The organism is Actinoplanes subtropicus, assembly GCF_000721705.1.
Taxonomy (GTDB): domain Bacteria; phylum Actinomycetota; class Actinomycetes; order Mycobacteriales; family Micromonosporaceae; genus Actinoplanes; species Actinoplanes subtropicus.
Genome location: NZ_JOJL01000011.1, coordinates 218,728 through 244,943, shown reverse-complemented (window position 1 = coordinate 244,943; position 26,216 = coordinate 218,728). Strand labels below are relative to the sequence as shown.

Here is a 26,216-nt window from a genome sequence, read left to right as displayed (position 1 = left end):
CGACCGTCTGATCTTACCGACGACCGCGCCCGCGGGCTGGGCCCCCGCCGATCACGAAGTGGTACAACGTGCGATCACGGGCGACGCGAATGGGTTGGGCGCGTAGCGGTTGTGGCGGCGCGTGCGAGGGCCGCGACGGACGGGGAGGTGCTGTGCGCGGGCCAGGCGAGCAGGAGGACGCTTGGTGGGACGTCCACCACGGGGACCGTGGTCAGATCGTCGCGTAGTGGCGTCGTCAGCACCCGGGGCAGCACGGCGACCTTGCGCCCGAGGGCGATCAGATGCATCAGCGCACTGATGCTCTGCATCGCGTCGGGATCGGTGGGCTTGCGGTGCAGGCATTCGCCGGCCAGGTCAGCCATCTGCAGGCTGGTCCGCCGGGCGAGCGGGTGGGAGGTGGGTAGCACAGCGACCGGTGCCTCAGTCAGCAGCGTTTCGGTGTCCAGGCCCGGCAAGTCGTCCGGCGGCGCGTAGAGCAGCGCGGCGTCCGCCCGTCCTTCGCGCAGCGACCGGGCACCGTCGGCGTCGAAGGCCACCTCGACCGGCAGTACCTCTGGTTGGCGTTCGTACTCGGCGAGGATGGCCGGGAGCAGGCCGCCGTCACCGCCGGGCTTCATGGCCAGCACCAGACGCGGCTCGCGGATGCCGGCCCGCTGCGTGCGCAGCGCCGCGGCTGATAGCGCGTCCAACGCGACGCGTGCCTCGCGGGTCAGCACCCGGCCGGCCTCGGTCAGCGCGACCGCGCGGCTGGTCCGCTCCAACAGGGTGACGCCCAGCCTGCGTTCCAGTTGGCGGATCGTCTTGGACAGCGCGGGCTGCGCGATGCCCAGTCGGGTTGCGGCGCGGCCGAAGTGCAGTTCCTCGGCAACAGCCAGGAAGTACGCCAGTTCCCGCGTCTCCAACCGGTCCATTCCTCCAGGTTATCGATCGTCGCCCGGTTGGTCTTGGACGCATGGTGCACACCGGTGATGAGGTGAGGCCGTCCCGTCAGGTGGCTGGCGGGCGACCCCCTCCAAGGAGATCACCATGCCCGCGATCGCACTCGTCGCCGCCGGAACCCGCCTCGGCCTGTCCCTCGGGAGAATCTTCGGGAGTCACGGCTTCGACGTCGCACTGATCGCCCGCTCGAACGAGCGACTCGGTGTGCTCACCGAGCAACTGTCGGCCGAAGGTGTCAAGACCGCAGGCTTTCCCGCCGACGTCACCGACCACGCCGCGCTGGCCGCAGCCCTGGACACGGCGGCGGGACGGTTCGGCGGAATCGACGTGTTGCACTACGCCGCCCCGCCGGCAGGCAGCAGCCAAGCCGTACGCAGCACCGGAGCCCTGGACGTCACCGTGGACAACCTCGTGCCGCAGATCGAAAGCATCTGCTACGGCGCGATCACCGCGACCCGCGCGGTGCTGCCGGCGATGCTGAGCGTCGGCACCGGAACACTGCTGTACACCACCGGGGCATCATCGGTTACACCCGCGCCGGTCTTCGTGAGCGCCGGCATGGCGGGCGCGGCCCTGCGCAAGTGGGCCCTCACCCTCAACGCCGCGCTGGCCGACAAGGGGGTCTACGCCGGCCATGTCGCGATCGGCGCCTGGATCGCCGGCACGCCCGGCGCACCGGACGGCGCTTCGCTCAAGGAACCCGACGACATCGCACGCCTGTATTGGGACCTGCACACCAGCCGCGCGCCCGCCGAGCACCTCATCGGCGCCTGATCCGTCGGTCCACGTTGCCTGATGCGATCAACGGACGCGGTCTCACCGTCAAGTAACCTCTTATTGATGGCCGAGCCTGACGTCTTGGACATTTCCCGGCTGTCCGCTGGGCTCTTCGTGGAGTACCTCGGTCCCACGGAGAGCGGCCTCGATGTCACGATGGTCCACGCCGGAGATGCCGAGCCCCGGTGCGATCGCATGTGGCACGGCCACCCCGGCGTGATCTCCGAGCCGGTGCCACAGCACGTTCTGGTCACCTGGGTCGGACTCGAGGAAGCGGTCGCCAGTTTCGCGGTCGGATTCAGTTGCGACGACCACGGTGCCTATTGCGGTCTGGGTGTCCTCTCCGCCCAGGATTACGAGGCGCGGCGCACTCGCATACTGGATGGCAAATCACCGACGGGCTGACGGGTCTCTTTGCACGCTGTGCGCCGCACATACATTCGCCGTAGATGGTGCGCGCTGCGGGGCGGCGTGCGCCGCTCGTGTGACGCAGGTCGGGTCCAAGCGCGTGGGTAGCCGTTGACCGTCTGGTAGAAGCCCTACGGTGGTGGCGACTCGTCTGGGTCAGTCTCGTCAACGCCGGCCCACTCGGTACCGCCAAGGACCACCCCGTGTCGAGGATCCTCGATCGCGTAGAGGAACAGGCCGTTTTGCGAGGCGCGAACGCCTCGCATTGACCCGTATCCTCATCCCGCGGCCGCTGCCCTGCTGGAAGTCGATGGAGGGGGAACTGCAGCCGCCCGCCGAGGCCGGAATCCTTGGGCCGCGGCGGTAGGTTGCTGATGTGACGCCACCGGAGATTCTGGCGGTCTCGTGGGGTCGGCTCGAGGTTGATGGGCTCGGCGTGGTGAAGGATCTGAAGGTGTGGCCGGGAGGCGGCCGCGAGTGGGATCGGGCTGAGACTGGTACCCGTCACTCGCCGGGTATCCAGCCTGCCGACGTGGAGGAGTTGGTTGCCGCCGGCGCGGTGACGGTGGTGCTCTCGCAGGGGATGGAGAAGCGGCTCGAGGTGCCACAGGCGACGGTGGAATGGCTGGAGGCGCGGGGTGTGACCGTGCACGTGGCGGAGACAACGGCGGCGGTCGCGCTGTACCACCAGTTGCGCGAGATCACGGTGGTGGCTGGGCTGTTTCACTCCACCTGCCGACCAACTCGCCCCGGTCGAGACCGTGGACATTCTCTTCAGCCGCACCTCCGCCACGGCGAATCTCCACAGAGCTACCCACACCAACCCACTAAATGGCACGTCTGTTCGTCGCGGCGGTGGCGTGGCGGTGCCGGTCAGCCGCTGACATGTGCGGTGTTGTCGAGCCAGTGTTGGGCGAGGTCGGCGTCGCCGTCGACGCTGATGCCGATGGCTTTGTGATCGTTGAGGGGTATCCGCCGGGTCAGGGTGAGCAGCAGCGATCGTGCCGGGCCGGTCACCGTCACATCGGCCTGCCCGGCGCCGTGGTGGTATGTCGCCCCGTCAGGCCGCCGTTCGACGAACCAAGCGCCAGCGCCGTCCGCGGTGTCGGTGGCCAGCCATTGCAGGGTCTGCCCGGTGCCCCGGATGGCGTGGGCGGACTCGGACCGTTGCATCTCCCACGTGGGGGAGGTGAGCAGCGCGAGGTGGTTGCTGATGAGTGCGGCGGCGATGTCGGCGTCGATGTCGGCCGGCCGGCCCGCCGCGTTGGCTGCGTCAAAGCCGTGGACGACCGCCTCGTTGAGCATGCTGGACATCCAGAACCGTGTCCCGGACCGCCCGTCGGCCGCGGGGTTGAACACCGGCGCGTCGAGTGCCTCATCGGAGCACGCGTCGGCGACCCGCTGCGCGGACTGCGACAGCCATGCCTGCCACTCGCCGGGGTCGGTGGGCAGCACGGCCATCTGCGTGGGCAACTGCGCGGGTTCCGTGACGCGCCGCTCGATGATCTCCGACACCCAGTGCTGGGTCTGGCCCACGTGCTCGACCAGAGCGGTGATGGTCCACCCCGGGGCGGTGGGAACGGCGGCGTCAGGTCCGGCCTCGGCGGCTGATTCCGCCAGACGCCGGGTGTGTTCGACGATCGCTGTCCGGGCGCGTTCCGCGTTCAGTTCGGTCACTGGGATTGTCCTTTCCCTAGGTTCGTTGTGCTGCTATTGACCCGGCGTGCCGGTCGAACTCATCGGTGACGTACGCAATGGTCACGCTCGCTGGGATGTGGTGAGCCCGGACTGTCGCGCTCGGGCGCTGGCCAGAGCCACGAGCGTGGTGGGCCGGCGGCTCATGCCAATGCCGTCTGCGGCGTATCGGCGGGATGACGCTCGACCAGCTTGCCACTCTCGAAGCGGGCGCCGGCGCGGACCAGGGCGACGCTTCCCGGCCAGCGTTGGCGCGCGGGCTCTACTCGATTCCTTGGATATAGAGCGTCGCCGGGAGGGCTTGGTCATCGGCCCGAGTTCGAGCGACGGACGTTCGCCCCGCCCACAGCGGCCAAGGCGGCGCCGGCGAGGGTCATCGCCGCGAAGCAGCCCAGTTGGGCAGCGAAGCCGCCCGGTAGCCATCGCAAGACTCCGGCATTGTCATGGTCGGCGAGCAGGCGGATACCACCCTGAGCCCCTAGAACCAGCAGAACCATGCCCACGATCAGCACAACGACACGTCCCATGGCGATCCCCCGTTCCTCGGCAGCCACGTTATGGTTCGATCGGACCATAACAGAATTGGTACGATCGAACCACCTCGGTTGAGAGTCGCAACCCCGCCCGAAGGAACAGCCGCATGCCCCGACATGTCGACCATGAGCAACGTCGACATCGACTCGCCGAAGCCGTCTGGCGGCTGGCCGCCCGTGGCGGCCTGGAAGACGTCACCTTGCGTCACGTCGCGGCCGAAGCGGGCGTCCCGGCACGACAGTTGCAGTACTACTTCGGCACTCGCGAGCACGTGCTGCTGGGCGCGCTGGAGATCCTCAACGCCGACGCCGAACGCCGTGCAGCCCAGCGAATGAGCGACCTCGGCCCCGACCCATCCCCGCGTGCCGCGGTCCGGGCGATCCTGCTGGAGCTGCTTCCCCTGGACGACGAACGGCGCCGGACACAAGTCGTGCACGCCGCGTACTTCATGCGCTTCCTGACCGATCGCGCCTTGGCCCAGTCCGTACGGGACAGTCCGCACACACTTGAAGACCTGGTCGCGTCACTGCTTCGCCAAGGCCAAGAACTCGGCCACGTGACCCCGGACATGGACCCGCAAGCCGAAGCGGCCTTCCTCGTAGCCGGCGCCCAGGGACTGCAACCGCCCGTCCTCCTCGGGCAATACACGCCGCAGTACGCCGTGAACCTGATCGACCTACAGGTCGACCGGCTCTTCGCCGGCCACCACCAAAACGCGTCACCAACCGGCCGTTCCCACCCAGCAGACAGCCTATCGATCACGGACGACCGAACATCAGGCTCTTGAGTCAGATCGGGCTGAGCAAGGGCGGCCAGGACAGTCGGCTTCCAGCGGGTAACGAACGTATCCGCGAAGCCGGTGGATCTCGGCGACTGCCGCCCCGCCCGCAGCCTGGGGCGGCAGGCAGAGCCATCCTCGTCGTTGCTCCGCCGGCTCCCACGCCAGCAACTCGTACGCATTATCCGCGACCGACACCGGCGTGAGCGTCGCCGACCCGAGCAGGCCGGAGAACTCGGGCAACGCCGCGATCGGTGGGCGGGCCGAGAACTCATCGACAAACCGCGCCCCGTCGCTCATCGCCGCGATCATGCCACGGCCACGCGAACCATCACGCCCACCGGCGGAGAGGCCAGCGACGGGAAAGATCGCCTGGGGTGGAAATCTGCCCTAACGGACGGCTTCCGCTCGGTAGCTGGATCACTAGTCTTCGATGGTCGCCCGAACGACACGGGGGCGGCGAACCGAACAGGAAAGGCAGGGTATGAGACGACTTCTGGCGGCCACCGTCGCCACGACTGCCGGGCTCGTGCTGGCCGGCGGCATGATCCCGGCGGCGGCGCAGGCCAACAGCGGTACTCCTGGTTACACTCCACCCGCGATCTCGTGGGGCGTGTGCACCAACGCGACCCTCAAGGCCCGCGGCGCCGAGTGCGGCTTTGTCACCGTCCCGCTCGACTACGCTCACCCGAGCGGCACCAAGATCAAGATCGCGGTGTCCCGGGTGCTGCACAAGACCGCGAACTACCAGGGCGTCATGCTGGTCAACCCGGGCGGACCGGGCGGATCCGGCCTGATCTACTCGGTGCTCCAGTCGGCGATCCCGAACAAGGCGGGGCTCGACTACGACTGGATCGGGTTCGATCCGCGCGGCGTCGGTTCCAGCGTTCCGTCGCTGACCTGCGACGGCAACGTCGCCGGCTACAACCGGCCGTACTACGTCCCGGTGACCAAGCAGCTGGAGAAGACCTGGCTGGCGCGGTCCAAGGCCTACGCGCAGGCGTGCGCCAAGGCCGGCGGTGCGCTGCTCAACCACCTGAAGACCACCGACAACGTGGCCGACATGGAGAGCATCCGCAAGGCGCTGGGGCAGCAGCAGATCAACTACTACGGCTTCTCGTACGGCACGTACCTGGGCCAGGTTTACGCCACGCTGCACCCCGGCCAGGTGCGCCGCATGGTCTTCGACGGCGTCGTCGACCCGCGGGGCGTCTGGTACGGCGACAACCTCGACCAGGACATCCAGTTCGACAAGAACATGGACACGTACTTCGCCTGGGTCGCCAAGTACGACTCGGTGTACCACCTGGGCACCAGCGCCAAGGTCGTGAAGGCGAAGTACTACGCCACGCTGCAGAAGCTCCGCAAGACACCGGCCGCCGGCAAGATCGGCCCGGACGAGTGGAACGACATCTTCGTCCAGGCCGGTTACTACGTCTACGGCTGGGAGGACGTGGCCACCGCGTTCTCGGCGTACGTCAACAAGGGCGACGCGACCGACCTGCTGGCGCTCTACCCCGAGCCCGGCCCCGGCACGGACAACGGCTTCGCCATCTACCTGGGCACCCAGTGCACGGACGTGCAGTGGCCCACCAACTGGAACAAGTGGGAGCGGGACAATTGGCGCATCTACGCCAAGTACCCGTTCATCACGTGGAACAACGCCTGGTTCAACGCGCCCTGCGTGTTCTGGAAGGGCAACGTCGGCAAGCCGGTCTCCATCAACGGCAGCAAGGTCCCGCCGATCCTCATGATCAACGAGACCAACGACGCGGCCACGCCCTACCCCGGCGCCATCGAGATCCGCAAGCGGTTCCCCCGCTCGGTCCTCATCGAGGGCGTCGGCGGCACCACCCACGCCGGCTCGCTGAGCGGCGTGACCTGCACCGACGACACGATCGCCGCGTACCTGGCCAACGGCGCCCTGCCGGCCCGCGTACACGGCAACCGTTCCGACGTGCAGTGCTCCCCGGTCCCCCAGCCGGACCCGACGGCCGCGGCGGCCCAGTCGCTCGCGACCAGCACCACCAGCGGAAGCCTGATGGCAACCGTGCGCAAGGCGGCACCCGCCGTGCGCTGACCTAGCGCCCGGCACCGACCGGCCCGGGAGTCCGTCGCTGGCTCCCGGGCCGTTCGCTACGCCGGGTCCGGTGGCCGTCGGTTGCTAGGCTGCGACGCAAGTCGATGGCCGGATCGACCGACGGGCCCGGGAGGAACCGTGACGGCGCGGCCGAGGAGCCACGAAAGCGGCGGCGACGACCCCCAGCCGCGACACGGTGATGATGGCGACGAACCTTCGCCACACCCGCGACTTCCGGCCTCGAACGTGGCCGAAGGCGAGCAGCACGCTCTGCAAGTGCTGCAGGGCGGACGTCCCCGAACGGTCGGCAGCGAAGTCCGGGGCGACGCCGCTCCCACCACGCGAGAGCCGGTTCCGGAAGACCCGGAAGTCGCGCACGCGATGCGCATATACGACCAACTTGGCCAGGACCCGCCGAAGATCCATGTCGCTGACAACGAAGCGGTTCATCCCCGTGCGCACACAATCGAGCGGCATGGTCCTGACCTCCCCGTACGCCGGCAGGCCGGCGTGCAGACGATCGAAGGGCGTATCTACGGCGACCACGGCTGGGACGGCCCGGAGAACCAGTCCTTCAAGTGGGACAACGCGACGGTCATGACCCGCGAGATCAACGAATATGTCCAGCGCAACTGGGAGAACATCCGTGGCGACCTGGCGTTGAAGGGCTTTCACAGGGCCGGATACAACGCCGGGCACCGAGTAGGTGAGGGATTCCTCAACGGCGGGATGTACGGCTTCGGACCACGCCAGGCGGAGTACATGTCGACCAGCCTCGTGCGGCTGCGCATCAGGCTGGTGCCGGGTGCGGATCCCGCACGCTTGTTCCTCGTGAGCGCCTTCCCTGCCGGGATACTCTGAGGCCATGGACCCTTCCCAGACCCGTGACATGTTACGGGCACGGATGGCGGAACAGGACGCCCGCCCGCCACTGGAGAAGGTCCGCGACCTCCTGGACGGCCATGTGGTGGACACCGACGGGTGGGGCGAGATCCGCGAAGAGCTGCACATGACCGCGCAGCACAACACCAGGACCCTCCGTCAGGGCCTGGACGCCATCGATGCCGTGCTGGCCGCGGATCTGCCGACCGGCACGCTGCTGCGCATGGTCGCCGGCGAGGCCGGCAAGTCGCTCGACCACGATCCGACCGACGCGGGAGCCGCAGCCTTCCTCCGCGAACTGGCCGGACTGATCCGATCCGTGCTGGAGGAGGCGGCGTAGGCACGTCGCCGGCAGCATCACTCAGGCGCAGGTTATGCAGTGGCGGGCGAACGGCCTGGCGGCCAGCCGTTCGGCGGCGATCGGGTGGCCGCAGCGTTCGCAGGCGCCGTAGGTTCCCTCGGTCAGGCGGCGCAGTGCGTCATCGACCTCGGCGAGCCGGTCGCGGGCGGCGGCCAGCAGGGCGGTGAGCTGGGCGCGTTCGAAGCCGATGGTGGCGCCCTCGGGGTCGTGCTCGTCGTCGGCGTTCGAGTCGCGCGAGGCCGTGAACAGCGCCTCCAGGTCGGCCGCCAGGGTGGCCGCCTCCGACTCGGCGCTCGCTCGCAGCCTCAGCAATTCGTCCCGGGCCATCGTCAGCGGACCCAGACCCGCAGGTCGCCGAGGGGCGTGAAGCCGCCGGCCAGCGCGGCTTCGAGGGCCTCGCCGCGCTCGTAGCCGACCAGCGGGCGGCCCGGGAAGTAGCAGGCGATCACACCGGCCAGTCCGGCCCAGTCGACGCGGTGGCCGGGTGCGGACCACACGTTCGACACGTCGACGGCGCCGCTGCCGAGGCGGGCGACCGCGCCGGCGACGAGGCGACCGTCCGCGTGCCGGGCCAGGATGCGGAAGTGTGCGCGCCGCAGCAGTGGGGGCAGCAGCACGTCGGTCGTGTCGTGGTGAGCGGTCCAGTCGGCGAGCTCGTCGGCGCCGGTCACCGTGACCCAGCCGGCCGGGGCGCGCTGAGATGCGGGTTCGCGGTGGATCCAGGTGGCCGGGAACAGCAGCTCCATGCCGTCGCCGGACAGGTCCATGGTCGCGAAGCTGTCCTTGACGCCGCAGTGCTCGCGGCCCGAAAGGCAGGCGAGAACCCGGCCGGCGGTCACCTCGGGCTCGACGACCAGCGCGTCCGAGTGCAGCGGGGGCGGCCGGTCGAGCGCGCTCCACAGCCCGTCGGCCAGGGTGGAGCCGACCCCGTGCAGGGCGCAGAGGTCCTCGTACCACCCCACACTCGCGTCGACAGCGCTGCGAAGACGCGGGTCCATCAGCGGCGGTCGTGGCGCCGGCCCCGGCCGATCGGGCCGAAGATGAACAGGAAGAACAGGAAGCCGGGCCAGATGAAGTGCGCGCCGGTCAGCGCCCAGGCCGCGAGCAGCGCCGCCACCACCACGATCACCGCGCTTGCGGCCGCGGCCGTGCGGCGCCGCTGCCGGGCGACGGCCATCCTCGCCTCGGGCAGGTCGGCGAGCGCCGGCCGGCCGTTGCCGGGCAGGTCGGCGGTCAGCCGTTCCAGGTCGTCGCGGTAGACGGCCTGATAGACCGCGGCCAGGCGTTCCTCCCCCTCGTCGAGGGTGAGCCGGCCCTCGCCCATCGCGGCCCGCAGGATGTGCGCGACCTGTTCCCGTTCCCCGTCCGACGCGCGGATCTGCTGCGCTGCCATGCCCCAAGCATGACACCGCCCCGCCGCCCGCCTAGCCGCGCGGGCGGGCGCCGAAGTCGATCGCCTCGATGACCCGGGGCCTCAGCTCGGCGGCGCGGATCACGGCGTCGACCGAGCCGACCTCGACGGCACGCTGGATGCTGTGCTTGCGGTCGAACTCGGCGGCCACCTCGTTCAGCTTCTCCGTACGTACCGACGCTCGCAGCTCCTCCAGCTCGGCGGCGAGCGGCCCCCGATCGGCGCCGGACGCTGCGGCGACCCGGGAAGCCAGTTCGGTGACCCGCGGGTCGGCCGCGGTGCGCCGGTTGACGTCGGCGGTGAAGACCACCGCGGCCGCGGGGGCGCCGCCGAGCACCGAGGCGAACGAGCCCTCGAGCGCCAGCACGGTCATGTTCGGGTTGAGGCGCTTGGAGAAGACCACGAACGCGCCGCCGTGGTAGCGGGAGATGACCACGAAGACGATCGGGCCGCGGAAGTTGACGATCGCCCGGCCGATCTCGGCGCCGTACTCAAGTTGGAGCTTGCGCATCGATTCCGGCGAGCCGTCGAAGCCGGACAGGTTGGCCAGCACCACCAGCGGGCGGTTGCCGCTGGCCGCGTTGATCGCCCGGGCCGCCTTCTTCGAGGAGCGGGGGAAGAACGTTCCCGCCGTGTACGCGTCGGGGCCGTCGGTGGGCGGGAAGCCGCGCCGGGTCACCGATTTCGACTCGATGCCGAGCAGGCAGACCGGGATGCCGCCGAGGTGCACGTCCTGCACCACCGCCGTCTCCGCGTCGGCCATGCCCGCCCAGCGTTCCAGCACCGGGTGGTCCTGGTCGGCGAGGGCGCGCATCACCGTACGGATGTCGAAGGGTTTCTTGCGGTCGGGGTTGGCCGTCGGCGAGAAGATCTCGCCGACCGTGGTGAAGTCGCTGCCGGCCGCGGTGTGCGGGAAGCTCGACACGTCCCGGGTGATCGGGTCCGTGGTGGCTATCCGGCGAGGGCCCTGCTCCCCCGGCACCACGTACGTGTGCTCGTAGTGCGCCATCAGCACGTCCCGGGCCGCGGCCAGGTTCGGCGCCCAGTACTGGGCCTGCCCGTTCGGGCCCATCACCCGGTCGTACCCGCCGATGCCGAAGTTGTCCTCGGCCGAGACCCCGCCGGAGAAGTCCAGCGCCTGCTTGCCGGTCAGCACCATCGCCGAGTCGGGGGTCATCACCAGGATGCCCTTGGTGTGCATGAGCATCGTGGCCTCGGCGTTCCAGTACGGCTGGGCGCCGACGTTGATGCCCGCGACCACGATGTTGATCTCGCCACCGTCCTGGGTGAACTCGACGATCCGCTTGAGCGCGGCGGCCACCCAGTCCATGTTCTCGGTGCCGGAGTCCATCGAGATCTTCGCGCCGGAGGACAGCGTGTACCACTCCAGCGGCACCTGGAGGCGCTCGGCGAGGTCGAGGGCGGCGATCACCCGGCGGCACTCCGGCTCGGCGAGCGAGCCCAGCGCCTTGGTCGGGTCGCCGAGCAGCACCACCCGGGCGATGCCCTCCGGGTGCCGCGGGGTCGTCGTGGTGACCACGCCGGCGACCAGCGCGGCGCTGTTCTGCCCCTTGGGCCGGTCGACCGGGACCAGTTCGTGGTACGGCGACAGGTCGTACTCGACGAACTCGCCGAGCATGCCGGTGATCTCGTACGGGTAGACGGTGTTGCGGCTGCTCGCCCGCAGCACCTTCTGCCGGTAGCCGTCCAGCGGCTCGACCGGCTCGTCGGACGGCTCGCCGATGGTCAGCGTGGCGCCGCCGGTGATGTCGAAGGCGATCCGGACCGCCACCTTGCGCAGGGTGCCCTCGTCGGTCCGCAGCCGGGCGATGAAGAGGATCTCCTCGAGCCCGGCGCCGGCCACGGTCGGCGCGACCCGGCGCGCGATCATCCCCATCTCCTCGCGGGTCAGCGAGACCGGCGGCCAGACGTACACGACAATGCGGTTGGTGTTGAAGCGCTTGTCCGAGGGGCGGCTCGACTGCTGCCGGCGGATCGAGTCGAGGCAGGTGGCGATGGTCTCCTCGGTGGTCGGCAGGGCGACCAGCCGGCCGTCGTGCTCGCGCAGCTCGGCCAGGTCGCGCACCTGGGCGAAAGCCACGAGCCGGTCGTCGGCCGGGTTGTCCCGGGCCACGCAGCGGAAGAGGTAGACCTCCTCGTCCGAGGACGGCACCCGGGTCAGGTCGAACTTGCGCAGCCGCTCCAGCTGCATCCGCTGGGCGATGTGCGGGTGCAGGCCGCGGATCAGCCGCTCCTCGGTCATTCCGGTGGTCGAGCGGCGGAACGTGAAGTGGTGGTGGATCACCGCGCCGCCGCGGCCGGCGACGGCCACGGTCAGCCGCTGCACCTGCCGCGGGAGGGCGTGCGCGCTGATCACCTCGTACAGGGCGGCGGCCATGTCGTCGGACTCGGCCGGCTGCCCCTCCCAGGACAGGTAGATGTCGGCGTCGATGGCGACCTCGCCGGTGGCCAGCTCGGCGACCCCGTCGAGGGCGGCGCCGAACCGGGGGAACTTGACCGCCGTGGTGACCAGGCGGGAACCGGATCGCTCGGCGACCACGTACGAGCAGCCGCCCGATTCGATCGTACGGAGGTCACTCAGGTCCTTGTTGCCGTAGTAGCGGCGGCTGATCACCTCGAGCATGACCGAGTTGTCCAGATTGTCGCGGACCAGGCGTTGGCCGAGGACCCGGACCAGCGGCTCGGTGCTGCGGACCATCTCGGCGATCCGGTCGGCGCGGTCCGGCGCGTCCGGCTGCTCGTCCAGGTGGCGCAGGTTCTTGCGGACCTCGACGTACACCCGGGCCCGGTTGCGCAGCAGCAGGGGCTGGCCGAACCAGGTGAACACCACGCCGCGGGCCAGGTCGGCCAGCGCCGGGAAGCGCACCTGGGTGGCCGCGATCAGCCGTTCCAGGGCGAGACCGGACGGCTCGCGCAGGGTGTCGTCCGGCGGCGGGTCGCCCAGCCAGGCGCGCAGCAGGGCGGCGACGGTGGCGGCGTCGGCGGCGGCCCGCTGCTGGGCCAGGAAGATGCGGAACACCGCGGCCTCGAGGTCGGGCGTGCGCTCGAAGTCGGAGACGCCGTAGTGGCCGAGCGCCTTGGCCAGCCGGGCCTGGAACCGTTCGGGCAGGCCGGCCCGCTCGACGTCCAAACTCTGCAGGTACGCGTGGAAGTACTCGCGCGGGCTGTGCACGTGGGTGTCGCTCGCGCCGTCCTCGCCGGCCGGCCGGTTGCGGCTCAGCTCGGCCAGGTCGGCGAAGACCTCCAGCAGCCGCACCTCGCCGGCGAGGGGGCGCTGCCCGGCCTCGGCGGCGGCGCGGCGGGCGGCGAGGTAGTCGTTGAGCACCCGGCGCTCGTCGTGCGGGTCGGTGTCGAAGCCGAGCAGCTGGCTGCGCAGGTCCTCCTGGCCGCGGTCGGCCTGCTGCCGGGCGGGCACGCCGGCCGGTGAGGCGGGCAGGTCGATCTCGACGTGCTCGGCCGCGGCGACCGCCTCGGCCTCGGCGTCGCCGATCGGCTCGAGCCGCAGCAGCGCCGCCCCCGCGTCGACCTTGGTGCCGACCACGACCAGGCACTCCTTGACCCGGGCCTTGAACGGCGAGCGGAGCACCGCCTCCATCTTCATCGCTTCCAGCACGAGGACGGGCGCGCCCGCCTCGACCTCGGCGCCGACCGCCAGCGGGGTGGCCACCACCAGCGCGGGCATCGGCGAGCGCAGCACGCCACCCTCGTCCCGGGTGATCCGGTGCGCCACGCCGTCGACCTCGACCAGGTGGATCGCGCCGTGCGCGCCGGTCAGCAGGCGGTGCCGCGTGCCGTTCACCACGATCCAGCCGGTGTGCTCGTCGAAGCGGTGCATCTCGACATCGGCCGTACGCCTGTTCTCGCCCGCCTCGATGCCGACCCGGAACCGGTGCGCGCCGACCTGGGCGACCCGCACCCGGTAGCCGTTGCCGCGCAGCTTGAGGTCGAGCGGGCGGCCGCTCTCGTGCCGCACCTGGGGCCGGCCGCCGAACGCGGTGGCGAGCAGGCGCTCCTCCTCGACCCGCTCGTCCTCCTCGTACGCCTCGATCGCCGCCGCCGCCAGCGCCACCCCGGAGTGCCGCTGGGAGACCAGCCGGCCCTCGCCGCGGACCCGGTCGATCCAGCCGGTGTCGGCCGACGCGTCGATCACCTCGGGCTGGGCCAGCAGGTCCAGCACGAAGCTCTTGTTGGTGGCGCCGCCCTCGATGATGACCGTGGTCTCGGCCATCGCCCGGCGGAGCCGCCCGAGCGCCTCGTCGCGGTCCTTCCCGTACGCAATGATCTTGGCAATCATCGAGTCGAAGTCGCCCGGGATGGTGTCGCCCTCGCCCACCCCGGTGTCCACCCGGATGCCCGGGCCGGCCGGGAAGACCAGCCGCGCGATGCGCCCCGGCGAGGGGGCGAAGTCACGATCGGGGTCCTCCGCGTTGAGCCGGGCCTCGATCGCGTGCCCGCGCTCGGCCGGCGGCGCCCCCTCGAGCCGGCCCCCGGATGCCACGTACAGCTGGGCCTTGACCAGGTCGAACCCGGTGGTCGACTCGGTGATCGGGTGCTCCACCTGCAGCCGGGTGTTGACCTCCAGGAAGGCCAGCAGGTCGTCGCCCGGGTGGTAGAGGAACTCGACGGTGGCCGCGCCGCGGTAGCCGACCGCGACGGCGAGCCGCTCGGCCGACGCCTTGAGCTCGGCGGCCCGCTCGGTGCCGAGCACCGGGGACGCCGACTCCTCGATCACCTTCTGGTTGCGGCGCTGCACCGAGCAGTCGCGCACGCCCAGCGCCCACGCGGTGCCCTGGCCGTCGGCGATGACCTGCACCTCGACGTGCCGGGCGCCGGTGACCAGGCGCTCCAGGAAGACGATGCCGCTGCCGAAGGCCCGGGCCGCCTCCTGGCTGGTCCGCTCGTACGCGTCGGTCAGCTGCGCGGCGTCGCGGACCACCCGGATGCCGCGCCCGCCGCCACCCGCGGTCGCCTTGAGCATCAGCGGGTACCCGATCCGGTCGGCCTCGGCGATCGCCGCCTCCAGGGTCTCCACCGGGCCGCGGCTCCACGGCGCGACCGGGACGCCGACCTCCTCGGCGATCAGCTTGGCGCCGATCTTGTCGCCGAGCTTGCGCATCGCCTCCGGGCTCGGGCCGATGAAGGTGACCCCGACCTTCTCGCAGAGCTCGGCGAAGGCCGGGTCCTCGGCGACGAAGCCCCAGCCCACCCAGGCCGCGTCGGCGCCGGAGTCGACCAGCGCCCGTTCGAGGGTCTTCAGGTCCAGATACGGCCGGGAGGCGGCCGGGCCCAGGTCGTACGCGATGTCGGCCTCGCGCACGAACATCGCGCCCCGGTCGACGTCGGTGTAGAGGGCCACGGTCTCGATCCGGGCGCCGGTCTCGGCGGACAGGTCGCGGACGGCGTGGATGAGCCGCATGGCGGCCTCGCCGCGGTTGACGATCGCGATTCGCTTGAACACCAGACCCAGCCCTGCCCTCACCGTTGGGTAACTCTCAGGGGAGGGTACCGGCCCCGTGCTGATCACGAAGAATAGGTGAGATCCATCGAGTCCTCGTGGCCGGACCACCGCAAGGTCAGCCGCCAGCATCCGGGCCTGGGCAGATCCACGATCGAGGGCCCCGGCGCGGGGCCGACCTCGGGCTGGACCGTTTCGCCGGTTCCGTCGAGCTTTGCCACGATCGTGAAGTCGCTGGGCGTGGTGATCGGCAGCCGCGACACCCAGAGGATCTTGTTGCCGTGGTCGGCGGCCGGCGGCGCCTTGAGCGGATCGCCGAACAGCACCCCCAGCATGTCGCCGTTCTTGCTGAACACGTGCGGGTTCCCGGAGCCGTCCCCACTGAAGCCGGCGCGCGCCCACACCGGCAGCGCGCCGGTCTCGATCTTGGTGACGCACGCCGCTTGCGCCGGCGGAGGCTTCTCACTGCAAGAACCAAGCAGGAGTACGAGGATCAGCACGGTCGATGGCCTCATGTAACCGGGGACACCACCGGGCGCGGATCGGTTCCCGAACTTTTGTCACACCCGGGCCGTAGATTCTGGGCATGGCACAACTCGGCAGTGTGTTCCTGCCGGTCACGTCCCCGCGGGATGCGGCCGCTTGGTATTCGGCGGTCTTCGGCCTGGCCGTCTCCAGCGTCCAGGAGCACGCGGCCGTCCTCGACTCCCCCGACCGCGAGTTCCGCCTCACCCTGATGGGTCCCGGGAGCGGCATCGCCGCCCGCCCCGGCCTGACCTGGGCCGCGTTCAGCCTGCTGGTCGGCGACCTGGAGGCGGCCCGCAAGAGCCTGGCCGACCGCGACCCCGGCCCGATCAGCGGCGACGAGCACACCTGCCTGTGGTTCACCACCACCGACCCCGACGGCAACACCCTCTTGATCTGCGATAGATGAGTGATGGACGCTGTCGGGTTCCCGCTCTGGGACGCGCCGGGTTTCGGGTCGCCCTGGCTCGGCGGCGTGCGCTCCGAGTGGCGGGACAGCGAGCTCCACACTGTCACGCTCGCCCGTTGCCGGGACGAGACACGTGACGATTTGGCGGATATTTCGGTCTCGACCTCGAAGCCCGGGTGGTCCACCACGCCCCATCTGGCGCTGGCCGTCGGCGCGTTGTTGTCCTTCTCCCCGCGCCTGATGTCGACGGGTGGGATGACGGCGCGGGAGGCGGCCGAGACGCTCGCCGGGTTGTCGCGGGGAGCCGGCCGTTCGACCTCGCTGACGGTGGCGGGGCGGGTGGTCGAGGCGGGCCGGTTCGACGTGCCGGTGACCGGCGATGGGGTCGTCACCGCGGTCGATCCGCCTCTCGCGGTGTGGGCGGCCGGCCGGGAGGCGCTTCCGGTCCCCGCGCTGGAGACCGCCGACTTGACGCCGTGGAACGCTCCGCTCGGCGAGCAGGTCGCCCACGCCCGAGCCAGGCGCTGAGCGAACCCGGCACGCCGCCGAGCCCGGCCCGGTGCGAGGGCTGCCGAGCCGGGCCGGTGCAACAGCTGCAGGGCCGGCCCGGCGCGACGCCTGTTCCGTCGGCGGCCGATTTGCCGCGCCGCGCGGGAACCGTTTCGCGCCGGGCGGTGTCGATGATGTGTTCGACGGCGGCTAGCGGGCGGGGGTGTCGGGGCTGGAACGGGCGACCGAGCTCGATGACGCGGCCGTGGTGGCGCGGGCGCGGGCCGGCGATCTGGACGCGTACGAGGTCCTGGTCGCGCACTACACCGCGGCCGCGCACCGGGCCGCGGTGTTGCTCGGTGCCGGGGCCGACGCGGATGACGTGGTGCAGGAGGCGCTGGTCAAGGCGTATCGGGGGCTTTCGCGGTATCGGGGCGAGTCGGGGTTCCGGCCCTGGCTGCTGGCGATCGTCGCGAACGAGACGCGCAACCTGCACCGCTCCCGCGGCCGGCGGGACGGGGTGCTGCTGCGCGCGGTACGGCAGGAGATGCCCGAGCCGGCGCCGGATCCCGCCGACACGGCCGAGGCGAACGAGCGCCGGCAACGGCTGGTCGACCAGCTGCGGCGGCTCGACCGGCGGGACCGGGAGGTGCTGGTCTGCCGCTACCTGCTCGACCTGTCCGAGGCGGCGACCGCGGTGGCGCTGGGCTGGCCGAAGGGCACGGTCAAGTCGCGGACGGCGCGGGCGCTGGGCCGGCTCCGCGAACACCTGGCCGAAGACGAACACCTGGCCGGGGAGGAGGGCACCGATGACTGACCGGCACGACGACCTGATCGCGGAGCTGCGTGCGCTCGGCGACTTCCTCGACGTACCGCCGGCTCGGGATCAACGGGCCGCGGTGCGCGCCGGCATCGCCCGGCGCAAGGCGACGCGGCGCTGGCGGTTGTGGTTGATCGGTGTGCTGGTCGCGGTGGCCGGAGCGATCGGCGGCGTGGCGCCCGCCCGGGCCGCGGTGGTTTCCGCCGTCGATGGCTTGCTGCGGGTGGCCGGGATCGCCGTACGCACGGGGCCGGCTCCCCCGGTCGCCCTGCCGGCCGGCCCGAGTCCCCTGCCGTTCGAGCAGGCCACCACCCTGGAGGCGGCCCGGCGAGCGGCGAAGTTCCCGGTCCTGGTGCCGGCCGCGCTCGGCGACCCGCAAGACGTGACGATCGCCGACGGGGCACGCGTGGTCACGTTCGCCTACCGCAACGGGCGGGTGCGGCTCGACCAGTGCGACGGCACGATCGACCCGATCTTCTTCAAGCAGGCCCCGAACGCGGAGTGGGTGAATGTCGGCGCGGACTACGGCATCTGGCTGGCGAAGCCGCACGAGGTGACCTACGTGGACCGCGCCGGGGTGGAGCGCACGGTCACGGCGCGGGTGGCCGGGCCGACGCTGATCTGGCAGCACAACGCGGTGACGTACCGCCTGGAAGGGATCGCCGACCGGGACGAGGCGATCAAGGTGGGTCGCTCGCTCGGCTAGAGGCGCGTACGTGGAAATGGTGTTGATCGGGGGTTTGGCGGGAACCAGACCGGAATGAGCATCGACAATCCGGAAGTGGCGCTGCGGCGAGAGGTCGAGGCGCTGGCGCAGCGGTTTCCCGACGTCGACCGTGCCGAACTCGAGCGGCGGGTGCGGTCGACCTATGCGGAACTCAAGGAGCAGGCAACCGTCGACGAGCATCTTGTGTCGATGACCGAGGGGCAGGTGACCGAGCAACTGCGCGAACGCGGCGAAAGCGTGCATGTGCGCGGCGAAGACATCTGAGGCGGACGACACTATTCCGGCAGCGCCCAGCGGTCGATCAGCGCCTCATGCGCCTCGAGACGCTGCTGGGTGCGCCGCGGGTCGGTGCCGGCGATCGCATCGAGGAGGCTGATCGCCAGCAGCACCGCGGCGGCGTGGGAGTCGAAGACCAGGCCGGTGCCGACCGGGGCGACCAGCAGCGCGTCCGCGTCGGGGGCGAAGGGGGCCAGGGCGCTGTCGGTGACCACGACCGTCTTGAGCGAGAGGCTGCGGGCGAGCCGGATCGCGCCGACCGTGGCGGCCGGGTAGCGGGGCATCGCGAAGAGCAGCACTGCCCCGGCGCCCTGTTCGTGCAGTTCGAGGACGGCGTCGTCGACGGTTCCGGCGTCGGTGCAGACGACCACCGCCGGCACCACCCGGCGGGCGAAATAGGCGAAATATTGGGCTAAAGCGGCGGAGGCGCGGAGGCCGATCACGCCCAGGGGTGTGGTGTCGGCCAGGAGGCGGACCGCGAGGCGCAGGCGGTCGCCGTCGAGGGTGCGCTTCAGGCTCTCCAGGTTGGCGATCTCCTGGTCGACCGCGGGGACGCCGGGCAGCGCGGGCGCGGGGGCCAGCCCGACGACGACATCGCGCAGCGCGGCGCGGAACTCGGGAAAGCCGGCGAAACCGAGCGCCGTGGCCAGCCGGGTGACGGTCGGCTGGCTCACCCCGGTCCGCTCGGCGATCTCGATGGTGGACAGGAACGCCACATCCGGGAACATGCCGAGCATCCGCTGCACGATCTGCCGCTGGGCGGGCGAGAGCCGGTGCTGCTGGGCGAGGGCGAGCAGCCAGTCCTCGGCGCGCGCGGTGTCGACCATCGGGCCTGCCTCCCGTCGTCGTGAATAGCTTGAAACGCTCAGGCTATAGGGTGCATCGTATGATTCACGCGAGTCCGGAGCTCTGGTTGCGGTTCCTCTCCGGGCCGGAGGTCGACCGGCTCGGCATCACGAACGGCGAGGTCATCGCGGCCGTCGAGGCGGTCGTCGACGCGCACGGCCGGGGCCGGACCGTCTTCGAGCCGCGCACGCATCTGGTGCCGGAGAACGGCGGGGCCGGCCATTTCAACATCCTGCGCGGGCACGTCGGCACCCTCGGCGTACACGGAGTCAGCGGGGTCAAGGTGGTCGGCGACTTCGTGCCCAACTACCGGCGCGGCCTGCCCAGCGAGCTGGCGCTGATGACCCTGTACGACCCGGCCACCGGCGTCCCCCTCGCGATCATGGACGCCACGCTGATCACCGAGGTGCGGACCGGCGCGATGACGGCGGTGGGCGCCAAACACCTGGCCCGGCCGGACGCGCGGATCCTCGGCCACGTCGGCGCGCGCGGCACCGCCTTCGCCAACGTGACGATGCTGGACAGTCTCTTCCCGCTGGCCGAGATCCGGGTGACCAGCCGCCGGCCGGAGTCGCGGGAGGCCTTCGCCGAGCGGTTGCGCGCGGTCACCGACACCCCGGTGCGCGCGGTGGCGAGCGCCGACGAGGCCTTCGATCAGGCCGACATCCTGGTCGAGGCGTCCCGCCTGGAAAATCCGACACCACTATTGCGTACGGCTGCCGTCAAGCCGGGCGCCCTCGTCGTGCCGTACGGAACCGTCAGCGCGGTGGAACTCGACCTGCTCGACATCATGGACAAGGTGGTCGTGGACGACTGGCGGGAGTCCCGTTCCGGGCGCTTCGGGGCGCTGCGCGCGCATGTCGACACCGGGCGCCTGACCGAGCAGACCCTGTACGCCGAGATCGGCGAGATCGTCAGCGGCCGCAAGCCGGGCCGGGAGAGTCCGGACGAGCGCATCCTCTTCTGGCACCGCGGGCTGTCCATTCTCGACGTGGCGCTCGCCCACCTGATCCTGACCCGCGCCGAGGCGGCCGACGCCGGCACGATGGTCCGCTACCGATGATCCGCCGCCCGTCGGACCTGCCCGCCACGATCATCCGCCGCCCGTCGGATCTGTCGGCCGCGGTGATCGCCGCGGCGGCGGACGCCGAGCGGCCGGCCGCGATCGAGGCAACGACGGGTGCCGTCCAGCCGGCCACGGTCGAGGCAACGGCCGTGGCCGCCCCGCCGGCTACGGTCGAGGCAACGGCGGTGGCCGAGCAGCCGCCCGTGATCACCGTCGCCGCCCGGGCCGCGCGGCCGATCATCCTCGCCCCGGAACTGCTCGACGCGCTGGCCGCGAGCCGCCGCGACGCCCTGCGCGATCTCGGCGGCGACCGGCCGGTCTACGGCGTGAACACCGGGATGGGCGCGATGGCCGGCGTCCGCTTGGACCCCGCCGCGCAGGCCCGCCAGCAGAACACCCTGATGATCGGCCGATCGGTCGGCTCGGCGCCGTGGCTCTCCCGGCGCGAGGCCCGGGCCGTCCTCGCCGCCCGGCTGCGCACGCTGCTGCACCCGGCCGCCGGCGTCTCCCCCGAACTGTGCCAGTTCCTGGTCGCCCTGCTGGACGCCGGCGTGGTCCCGGCCATCCCCCGGCGTGGCGGCGCGGCCGGCGAGATCATCCCGCTCGCCCATGCCGGCGCCGCCCTGATCGGCGCCGGCATGGTCCTCTCCCCGGCCGGCGAGGCGGTCGACGCCGCCCCGGCCCTGGCCGCCGCCGGTCTGACGCCGCGCCCGTTCGAGGCGAAGGAGGGGGTCGCCTTCCTCGAGGGCGTGCCCGGACTGACCGGGCTGGCCGTGCTCGCCGCCGGGGACACGCGCACGCTGCTCGATCAGGTGCTGGTCGCGGCGGCGGCGGCGCACGCGGTGATCGGGGCGAGCGACGATCCGCTGCATCCCGCGCTGGCCGACAGCGACGAGCTGGACGCGGTCCTCACCGCCATGCGTGGGCTGCTCCCGCGTGCGCTGCCCGAGGGCGGGACCGCCGCGCATGGGCCGCTCGGCGACGCGACCGACCCGCGTGGGCTGCCCGAGGGCGGGACCGCCGCGCATGGGCCGCTCGGCGACGGGACCGCCGCGCACGGGCTGCCCGAGGGCGGGAGCGCGCGGCGGTTGCAGGCGCCGGTGTCGTTCCGGGTCACCGCGCCCGCGCTGGCCGTCGCCCTGCGCGCCGTGGCCGGGCTGGAGGCGGCGACCGAGCGGGCCCTCGCCGGGGTGACCGACTCCCCCGCTCACCTGGACGGGCGGTTCGTCGGGACGTTCGGGTTCGCCGGCACCGAGCTCGCCCACCAGGCCGGGGCGCTGACCACCGCGCTCGTGCACCTGGCCGAGCTGGGCGCGGCCCGGCTGCACCGGCTGCTCGACGCGGAGATCACCGGGCTGCCGCGGCAGCTCTCCGACGCGCCCGGCCTGCACGCGGGGATGGTGACGGTGCACAAGCGGGCGGTCGGGGTAGTGCACCGGCTGCGGCGCTTCGCCACGCCGGCGCTGGCCGGGGCGGTGGAGACGTCGCTGGGGCAGGAGGACGTGCAGAGCTTCGGCTTCGAGGCGGCCGAGTGCCTGGCCGAGGCGATCACCGGGCTGCGGGACGTGGTGGCCTGCGAGCTGCTCGCGATTCACCAGGCGCGGCTGCTCGGCGCGCCGGTCGGCGACGCGTTCGGGCCGGCGCTTGACGAGATCGCCGCCGTGCTGCCGGAGGGAACCGCGGACCGGCCCTTCGGACGGGACCTCGACCAGATCATCACCCGGCTGGCGGGTGGGTGGTCGAGCCGCGGACGATGAGCTCCGGGCGGAACAGCGGCGCGGGGTCGGCCGGGCCCGCCAGCTGCCCGATCGCGGCCTCGACCATGGCATCCTCGTCCCAGGCCATCGTGGTCAGGGCCGGGTCGACCAGGGCCGCCAGCTGGTGGTCGTCGTACCCGACCACGGACAGGTCCTCGGGCAGGCGCAGCCCAGCCTCCCGGACGGCCCGGTAGACCGCGAACGCCAGCGAATCGCTCAGGCAGAACACGCCGGTCGGCCGGTCGGCACCGGTCAACAGCGAGGCCGCCACCTGCACGGCGTCGGCGGTCGCGGCCGGGGCGGAGACCTCGATCAGCTCGACGCCGAGGCGGGTGGCGACCTCGGCCGCGAGGACCTGGGCCGGGCGGCCGGGCGTGGAGGGCAGGGTGGGCGCGAGCAGGCCGATCCGGCGGTGCCCCAGGCCGGCCAGATGCGCCAGGGCGGCCTCGACGCCGTACCGGTTGTCGAACAGGACGCTGCCCGAGCCGGGGCGGGTGGTCAGCGCGTCGCCGATCGCGACCACGGCGACCTCGGGGCCGAGCAGCCGCCAGTATTTCGCGGTGGGGTCGACCGGGGAGACCAGGGCGCCGTCCACCCGCTGGGCCACGAACTGCTCGACGATCAGGCGTTCCTGCTCGGGGTCCGCGTCCGCGTCGGCGATCGTCGCGTACCGGCCCTGGCTGCGCAGGGCGCGGGTGAGCAGGACCGAGAAATCCTGCTGCCACAGGTCGCGCAGGGAGCCGCTGACCCCGATCGATCCGGTACGCCCGCTGGCCAGCGCGCGGGCGATCGGGTCGACCGTGTAGCCGAGCTCGTCGGCCTTCTCCTGCACGCGCTGGATGGTCTCGGGGGAGCCGCGGACGCCGCGTAACGCATACGAGGTGGCGGCCAGGGAGAGTCCGACGGCATCGGCCAGGTCCTGCAAGGTGCGTCGCTGTCCGGACACCCGCCGAGACTAACAGCTGGGATTCGCTTGCGCGGGGCAGGAGGGAAGCGCTTCACTCCCTGCATCGAGTGAAGCGCTTCCCTCCCCGGAGACTGTCATGGTGATCGACTGCCACCAGCATCTTTGGCCGCCACGGCTGATTGACGCGTTGCGTCGGCGGCGGTCGTGTCCGTACCTGCGCGGCTGGACGCTGTATCTGGCGGGTGAGCCGCCGTACGAGGTCGATCCGGCGGCGCACGACGTCTCTCGGCGGCGGCGGATGGAGGCGGGCACCGAGCGGGTGCTGGTCTCGCTGTCCAGCCCGCTGGGGATCGAGCACCTCGACGGCCCCTCGGCGTCGGAGCTGATCGAGGTGTGGCACGAGAGCGCGCTCGAGCTGCCCGAGCCGTTCCGGGTCTGGGCGGCCGCCGCGGTGACCGAGCCCGATCCGGACGGGCTGGCCAAGGTGCTGCGGTCGGAGCGGGTGGCCGGCCTGCAGCTGCCGGCGACGGCGCTGAGCTCCCCGGCGGCCGTCGAGCGGGCCGGGCCGCTGCTCGCCGAGGCGGAGCGGGCCGGCAAGCCGGTGCTGGTGCATCCCGGGCCCGCGCCCTCGGGGGACGCCGGCCTGCCCGCATGGTGGCCGGCTCTCGGCCCGTACGTCTCGCAATTGCATTTGTCCTGGCTGGCCTGGCACGTCGCCGGACGGTCGCGGCACCCAGGCCTGCGGATCGCCTTCGTCGCGCTGGCCGGACTGGCGCCGTTGCATCACGAGCGGCTGGGGGCTCGGGGTGGCGCCTTCGGGGCGGTTGATCCGCACGTGTTCTACGAGACGTCGTCGTACGGGACCCGGGCCATCGACGCGATGGTCCGAGTCGTGGGGGTCGATCCGATCGTGCACGGCAGTGACCGGCCGTACGCGGAGTCGGGTGATCCGGGGTTGGGGGCGGCGTTCGCCCATGCCATGTTCACCGTCAATCCGGGTGTACTGATCGGAGGTTCGCGATGAAGGTGCCGGTCCTGCCGGGGCGGGTTCTGACCCGCCGGGAGCTGAAGGCATGGGTCACGGCGGTGGCGCAGCGGGCGGACCTCTGGGAGCCGCTGGTCCGGCACGACACCGGCGGGCGGCACTTCGCGCAGCTCTACCGGGACGGGGACATCGACGTCTGGGTGCTCTGCTGGAATCTCGTCGACGACACCGGCTGGCACGACCACGACACGTCGTCGGGAGCGGTCGCGGTGACCCGCGGCGCCGTCGCCGAGGCCACGCCGAGGATGGGCGGGGAGCCGGCCACCCGGGTGGTCCGGGAGGGGCGGGCGTTCGCGTTCGGCCCCGACCACATCCACCGCATGTCCGGCGCGGTGGACGGCTCGGTGTCGATCCACGCGTACTCGCCGCCGTTGTGGCGGATGGGCCAGTACTCGATCAGCCCGTCCGGGGTGCTGCGCCGCCGGGCGGTCAGCTACGCCGACGAGCTGCGGCCGCTCGACTAGGTCTGTGTCGAAATGGGGGCCGGAGCCCCCACTTCGACACAGACCTTAGAGCTGCCCCAGTTCCGGCAGCAGGTCGGTGGCCCGGGCCAGGTCGTCGCCCAAGGGGCGGTCGTCCATGGAGTCGTCGAGGGCCTTGGCGGCCAGATCGAAGGCCTGGCGGGCAGTGCCGTCGGTCAGGCGGCCGGGGGCCAGGCGCAGGGCGCGGACCGCGGCCACCAGCTCGGCGGCCAGCAGGGTGGGTGCGAGGTGGGTCATCGTTCTCAGGGAACGCGCGCCCTGAGTGGCGAAGCTGGCGTGTTCCTCCAGGCCGAGTGAGATGGTCAGGGTGCCGGCCGCGGTGGGCTGCATGCCCACCCGGATCTCGGTGAGCAGGTCCTGGACCACGTATTCGCTGATCATCAGGCCCGAGCTGCCGGGTGGGCCGGCGGCCAGGAACGCTCGCAGGCCGGTCATGTCGGGGCGCATCAGGAGGCCCAGCCGGGCCGCGGAAAGCGACAGCACGGGCAGGAAGGCGCCGCGCACGGCGTCCAGGTGGGTGGCCAGCGTGGCGGTGTGGAACTGCCCGTGATGGCGTACGCCGCCGGCGGTCACCAGCGGGTTTTCGACGGCGGCGTTGAGCTCGGCGATCAGGACGTCGTGCAGGGCCCGGGCGGCGGCCAGCGCGGGGGCGGTCACCTGCGGCAGCACCCGCAGGCCGAAGGGGTCCTGGATGCGGGCGGGGGCGGCACAGCCGGCCACCAGGGCGCGCAGCTCGGCGGCCACCTCGGCCTGGGCGGGGTGGGCGCGGGCGGCGTGGACCGATTCGTCGTACGCCTCGGGGTTGCCACGCAGGGCCAGGAAGGTCAGCGCGCCCACCACGACGGAGGCGCGCAGCTGGCTGCGCATGCGGTCCAGGGCCAGCGCGGCGGTGGTGACCGTGAGTGCGCTGGACGAGATCATGGGCAGGGCGTCGGTGGCGTCGATCGTGGTCACCGGGCCGGGCCTACGGCCGGAACGCCAGGGGCGCTCGCCGGCCAGGGTCAGGCCCAGCTCGGCCAGGGCGGCCAGGTCGGCGGTGCCGATCGCGCCCCAGGAGTGGAGGGTGGGCACGGCACCGTCGCGCAGGGCGGTCAGGAACGCGGCGGCGACCCGTCCCGAGATGCCGGAGCCGCCGGCCAGGATCTGGTTGAGGCGGGTGACCATGGTGGCGCGGGCGGTGAGGTCGTCCTCGACGGGGCCGGCACCGGCGCAGTGGCTGCGGAGCAGGCGCAGGGCGTGCGTCGACTCGTCGGCGGAGTCGGTGCGTTCGTGGCGGTTGGCGCCGACGCCGGTGTTGGCGCCGTAGACCGCGCCGCGGGAGCGGGCGGCCAGCAGCAGGGCGTGCCGCTCGTCGACCAGGGCCAGGGCGGCCGGGTCGGCGGTCACGTCCGCGCGGCCGGCGGCGACGGCGATCAGGTCGTCGATCGTCAGCGAGTGCCCGTCGAGCCGGACTTTTGCGTGCATATCGACACCACCTAGTTTCAGCAGCGTAAAGCCTCGGGCTGGGCGTTGACATTCTATTCAGC

General features: G+C 71.8%; 27 protein-coding genes. 16 read left to right on the top strand and 11 right to left on the bottom strand.

Features of this window, described 5'->3' with window-relative positions:
- Positions 1–74: 74 nt before the first annotated feature.
- Positions 75–911 carry a LysR family transcriptional regulator gene (locus IH26_RS0117635; RefSeq protein WP_030437296.1) on the bottom strand — a complete coding sequence of 279 codons (837 nt, stop codon included), beginning with the start codon at positions 909–911 and terminating at the stop codon, positions 75–77.
- A 115-nt stretch (positions 912–1,026) separates the two neighbouring features.
- Between IH26_RS0117635 and IH26_RS0117630 the strand changes: the two genes are divergently transcribed.
- The 3 genes from IH26_RS0117630 (at position 1,027) to IH26_RS57955 (ending at position 3,082) form a co-directional block, all read left to right on the top strand.
- Positions 1,027–1,713, top strand: coding sequence for an SDR family NAD(P)-dependent oxidoreductase (locus IH26_RS0117630; RefSeq protein ID WP_030437295.1), 687 nt, complete (start codon positions 1,027–1,029; stop codon positions 1,711–1,713).
- Between the two features lie 66 nt (positions 1,714–1,779).
- Entirely contained in the window at positions 1,780–2,121 is a 342-nt protein-coding gene (locus IH26_RS0117625; protein ID WP_157437235.1) for a hypothetical protein, read from the top strand.
- 379 nt (positions 2,122–2,500) lie between these two features.
- Entirely contained in the window at positions 2,501–3,082 is a 582-nt protein-coding gene (locus IH26_RS57955; protein ID WP_084598883.1) for an MTH938/NDUFAF3 family protein, read from the top strand.
- On the opposite strand, the gene IH26_RS0117620 is transcribed toward IH26_RS57955, so the two are convergent.
- Entirely contained in the window at positions 2,998–3,801 is an 804-nt protein-coding gene (locus IH26_RS0117620; RefSeq protein WP_030437293.1) for a maleylpyruvate isomerase family mycothiol-dependent enzyme, read from the bottom strand. The genes IH26_RS57955 and IH26_RS0117620 overlap by 85 nt on opposite strands.
- Before the next feature lie 323 nt (positions 3,802–4,124).
- Entirely contained in the window at positions 4,125–4,394 is a 270-nt protein-coding gene (locus IH26_RS0117615; RefSeq protein ID WP_211268666.1) for a hypothetical protein, read from the bottom strand.
- Positions 4,395–4,459: 65 nt separating this feature from the next.
- On the opposite strand from IH26_RS0117615, the gene IH26_RS0117610 reads away from it, so the two are divergent.
- The 4 genes from IH26_RS0117610 to IH26_RS0117590 all read left to right on the top strand — a co-directional run bounded on the left by IH26_RS0117610 (position 4,460) and on the right by IH26_RS0117590 (position 8,433).
- Positions 4,460–5,140: a TetR/AcrR family transcriptional regulator gene (locus IH26_RS0117610; RefSeq protein ID WP_063763699.1), complete on the top strand. Its 681-nt coding sequence runs from the start codon at positions 4,460–4,462 to the stop codon at positions 5,138–5,140.
- A 475-nt stretch (positions 5,141–5,615) separates the two neighbouring features.
- Positions 5,616–7,211, top strand: coding sequence for an alpha/beta hydrolase (locus IH26_RS0117605; RefSeq protein WP_030437290.1), 1,596 nt, complete (start codon positions 5,616–5,618; stop codon positions 7,209–7,211).
- A 138-nt stretch (positions 7,212–7,349) separates the two neighbouring features.
- Positions 7,350–8,072, top strand: coding sequence for a hypothetical protein (locus tag IH26_RS59805; protein WP_157437234.1), 723 nt, complete (start codon positions 7,350–7,352; stop codon positions 8,070–8,072).
- Between the two features lie 4 nt (positions 8,073–8,076).
- Positions 8,077–8,433, top strand: coding sequence for a hypothetical protein (locus tag IH26_RS0117590; protein ID WP_245665258.1), 357 nt, complete (start codon positions 8,077–8,079; stop codon positions 8,431–8,433).
- Between the two features lie 21 nt (positions 8,434–8,454).
- Here IH26_RS0117590 and IH26_RS0117585 read toward each other — a convergent pair whose 3' ends face one another.
- The 5 genes from IH26_RS0117585 to IH26_RS0117565 form a co-directional block, all read right to left on the bottom strand.
- Complete coding sequence (locus IH26_RS0117585) at positions 8,455–8,781, bottom strand: TraR/DksA family transcriptional regulator (RefSeq protein ID WP_030437286.1); 327 nt, start codon at positions 8,779–8,781, stop codon at positions 8,455–8,457.
- A 2-nt stretch (positions 8,782–8,783) separates the two neighbouring features.
- The gene (locus IH26_RS53650) at positions 8,784–9,452 is read right to left on the bottom strand and encodes a hypothetical protein (protein ID WP_157437233.1); all 669 of its coding nucleotides are present in this window, start codon (positions 9,450–9,452) and stop codon (positions 8,784–8,786) included.
- On the bottom strand, positions 9,452–9,847 hold the full coding sequence (locus IH26_RS0117575) for a DUF1707 SHOCT-like domain-containing protein (protein WP_034215480.1): 396 nt from the start codon (positions 9,845–9,847) through the stop codon (positions 9,452–9,454). Before IH26_RS0117575 ends, IH26_RS53650 begins: the two co-directional genes overlap by 1 nt.
- A 31-nt stretch (positions 9,848–9,878) precedes the next feature.
- Complete coding sequence (locus IH26_RS0117570) at positions 9,879–15,344, bottom strand: ATP-binding protein (RefSeq protein WP_030437283.1); 5,466 nt, start codon at positions 15,342–15,344, stop codon at positions 9,879–9,881.
- A 62-nt stretch (positions 15,345–15,406) separates the two neighbouring features.
- Positions 15,407–15,856 (bottom strand): hypothetical protein, encoded by a 450-nt coding sequence (locus tag IH26_RS0117565; protein ID WP_030437282.1) that lies wholly within the window; start codon positions 15,854–15,856, stop codon positions 15,407–15,409.
- 71 nt (positions 15,857–15,927) lie between these two features.
- Here IH26_RS0117565 and IH26_RS0117560 point away from each other — a divergent pair, with 71 nt between their 5' ends.
- The 5 genes from IH26_RS0117560 to IH26_RS0117540 all read left to right on the top strand — a co-directional run bounded on the left by IH26_RS0117560 (position 15,928) and on the right by IH26_RS0117540 (position 18,575).
- A complete protein-coding gene (locus IH26_RS0117560) occupies positions 15,928–16,275 on the top strand; it encodes a VOC family protein (protein ID WP_030437281.1) in 348 nt (115 codons plus the stop codon).
- 3 nt (positions 16,276–16,278) lie between these two features.
- On the top strand, positions 16,279–16,803 hold the full coding sequence (locus IH26_RS0117555; RefSeq protein ID WP_157437232.1) for a hypothetical protein: 525 nt from the start codon (positions 16,279–16,281) through the stop codon (positions 16,801–16,803).
- A gap of 184 nt (positions 16,804–16,987) precedes the next feature.
- The gene (locus IH26_RS0117550) at positions 16,988–17,581 is read left to right on the top strand and encodes an RNA polymerase sigma factor (RefSeq protein ID WP_030437279.1); all 594 of its coding nucleotides are present in this window, start codon (positions 16,988–16,990) and stop codon (positions 17,579–17,581) included.
- Entirely contained in the window at positions 17,574–18,290 is a 717-nt protein-coding gene (locus IH26_RS0117545) for a hypothetical protein (RefSeq protein WP_030437278.1), read from the top strand. The genes IH26_RS0117550 and IH26_RS0117545 overlap by 8 nt, the downstream gene beginning before the upstream one ends.
- Positions 18,291–18,344: 54 nt before the next feature.
- Entirely contained in the window at positions 18,345–18,575 is a 231-nt protein-coding gene (locus tag IH26_RS0117540; protein ID WP_030437277.1) for a three-helix bundle dimerization domain-containing protein, read from the top strand.
- Between the two features lie 11 nt (positions 18,576–18,586).
- Here IH26_RS0117540 and IH26_RS0117535 read toward each other — a convergent pair whose 3' ends face one another.
- A complete protein-coding gene (locus IH26_RS0117535; RefSeq protein WP_030437276.1) occupies positions 18,587–19,414 on the bottom strand; it encodes a MurR/RpiR family transcriptional regulator in 828 nt (275 codons plus the stop codon).
- 59 nt (positions 19,415–19,473) lie between these two features.
- Here IH26_RS0117535 and IH26_RS0117530 point away from each other — a divergent pair, with 59 nt between their 5' ends.
- Both IH26_RS0117530 and IH26_RS57950 read left to right on the top strand, forming a co-directional pair.
- Positions 19,474–20,496, top strand: coding sequence for an ornithine cyclodeaminase family protein (locus tag IH26_RS0117530; protein WP_030437275.1), 1,023 nt, complete (start codon positions 19,474–19,476; stop codon positions 20,494–20,496).
- A complete protein-coding gene (locus tag IH26_RS57950) occupies positions 20,493–22,256 on the top strand; it encodes an aromatic amino acid lyase (RefSeq protein WP_157437231.1) in 1,764 nt (587 codons plus the stop codon). Before IH26_RS0117530 ends, IH26_RS57950 begins: the two co-directional genes overlap by 4 nt.
- Here IH26_RS57950 and IH26_RS0117520 read toward each other — a convergent pair.
- Entirely contained in the window at positions 22,216–23,202 is a 987-nt protein-coding gene (locus IH26_RS0117520) for a LacI family DNA-binding transcriptional regulator (protein ID WP_030437273.1), read from the bottom strand. The genes IH26_RS57950 and IH26_RS0117520 overlap by 41 nt on opposite strands.
- A 97-nt stretch (positions 23,203–23,299) precedes the next feature.
- On the opposite strand from IH26_RS0117520, the gene IH26_RS0117515 reads away from it, so the two are divergent.
- Both IH26_RS0117515 and IH26_RS0117510 read left to right on the top strand, forming a co-directional pair.
- Positions 23,300–24,187 (top strand): amidohydrolase family protein, encoded by an 888-nt coding sequence (locus tag IH26_RS0117515; RefSeq protein ID WP_030437272.1) that lies wholly within the window; start codon positions 23,300–23,302, stop codon positions 24,185–24,187.
- Positions 24,184–24,672 carry a cysteine dioxygenase gene (locus IH26_RS0117510; protein WP_030437271.1) on the top strand — a complete coding sequence of 163 codons (489 nt, stop codon included), beginning with the start codon at positions 24,184–24,186 and terminating at the stop codon, positions 24,670–24,672. Before IH26_RS0117515 ends, IH26_RS0117510 begins: the two co-directional genes overlap by 4 nt.
- Positions 24,673–24,717: 45 nt before the next feature.
- Here the strand turns inward: IH26_RS0117510 and IH26_RS0117505 are convergent, their stop codons facing one another.
- Positions 24,718–26,154, bottom strand: a complete 1,437-nt coding sequence (locus IH26_RS0117505) for an aromatic amino acid lyase (RefSeq protein WP_030437270.1) — start codon at positions 26,152–26,154, stop codon at positions 24,718–24,720.
- Positions 26,155–26,216 lie beyond the last annotated feature (62 nt).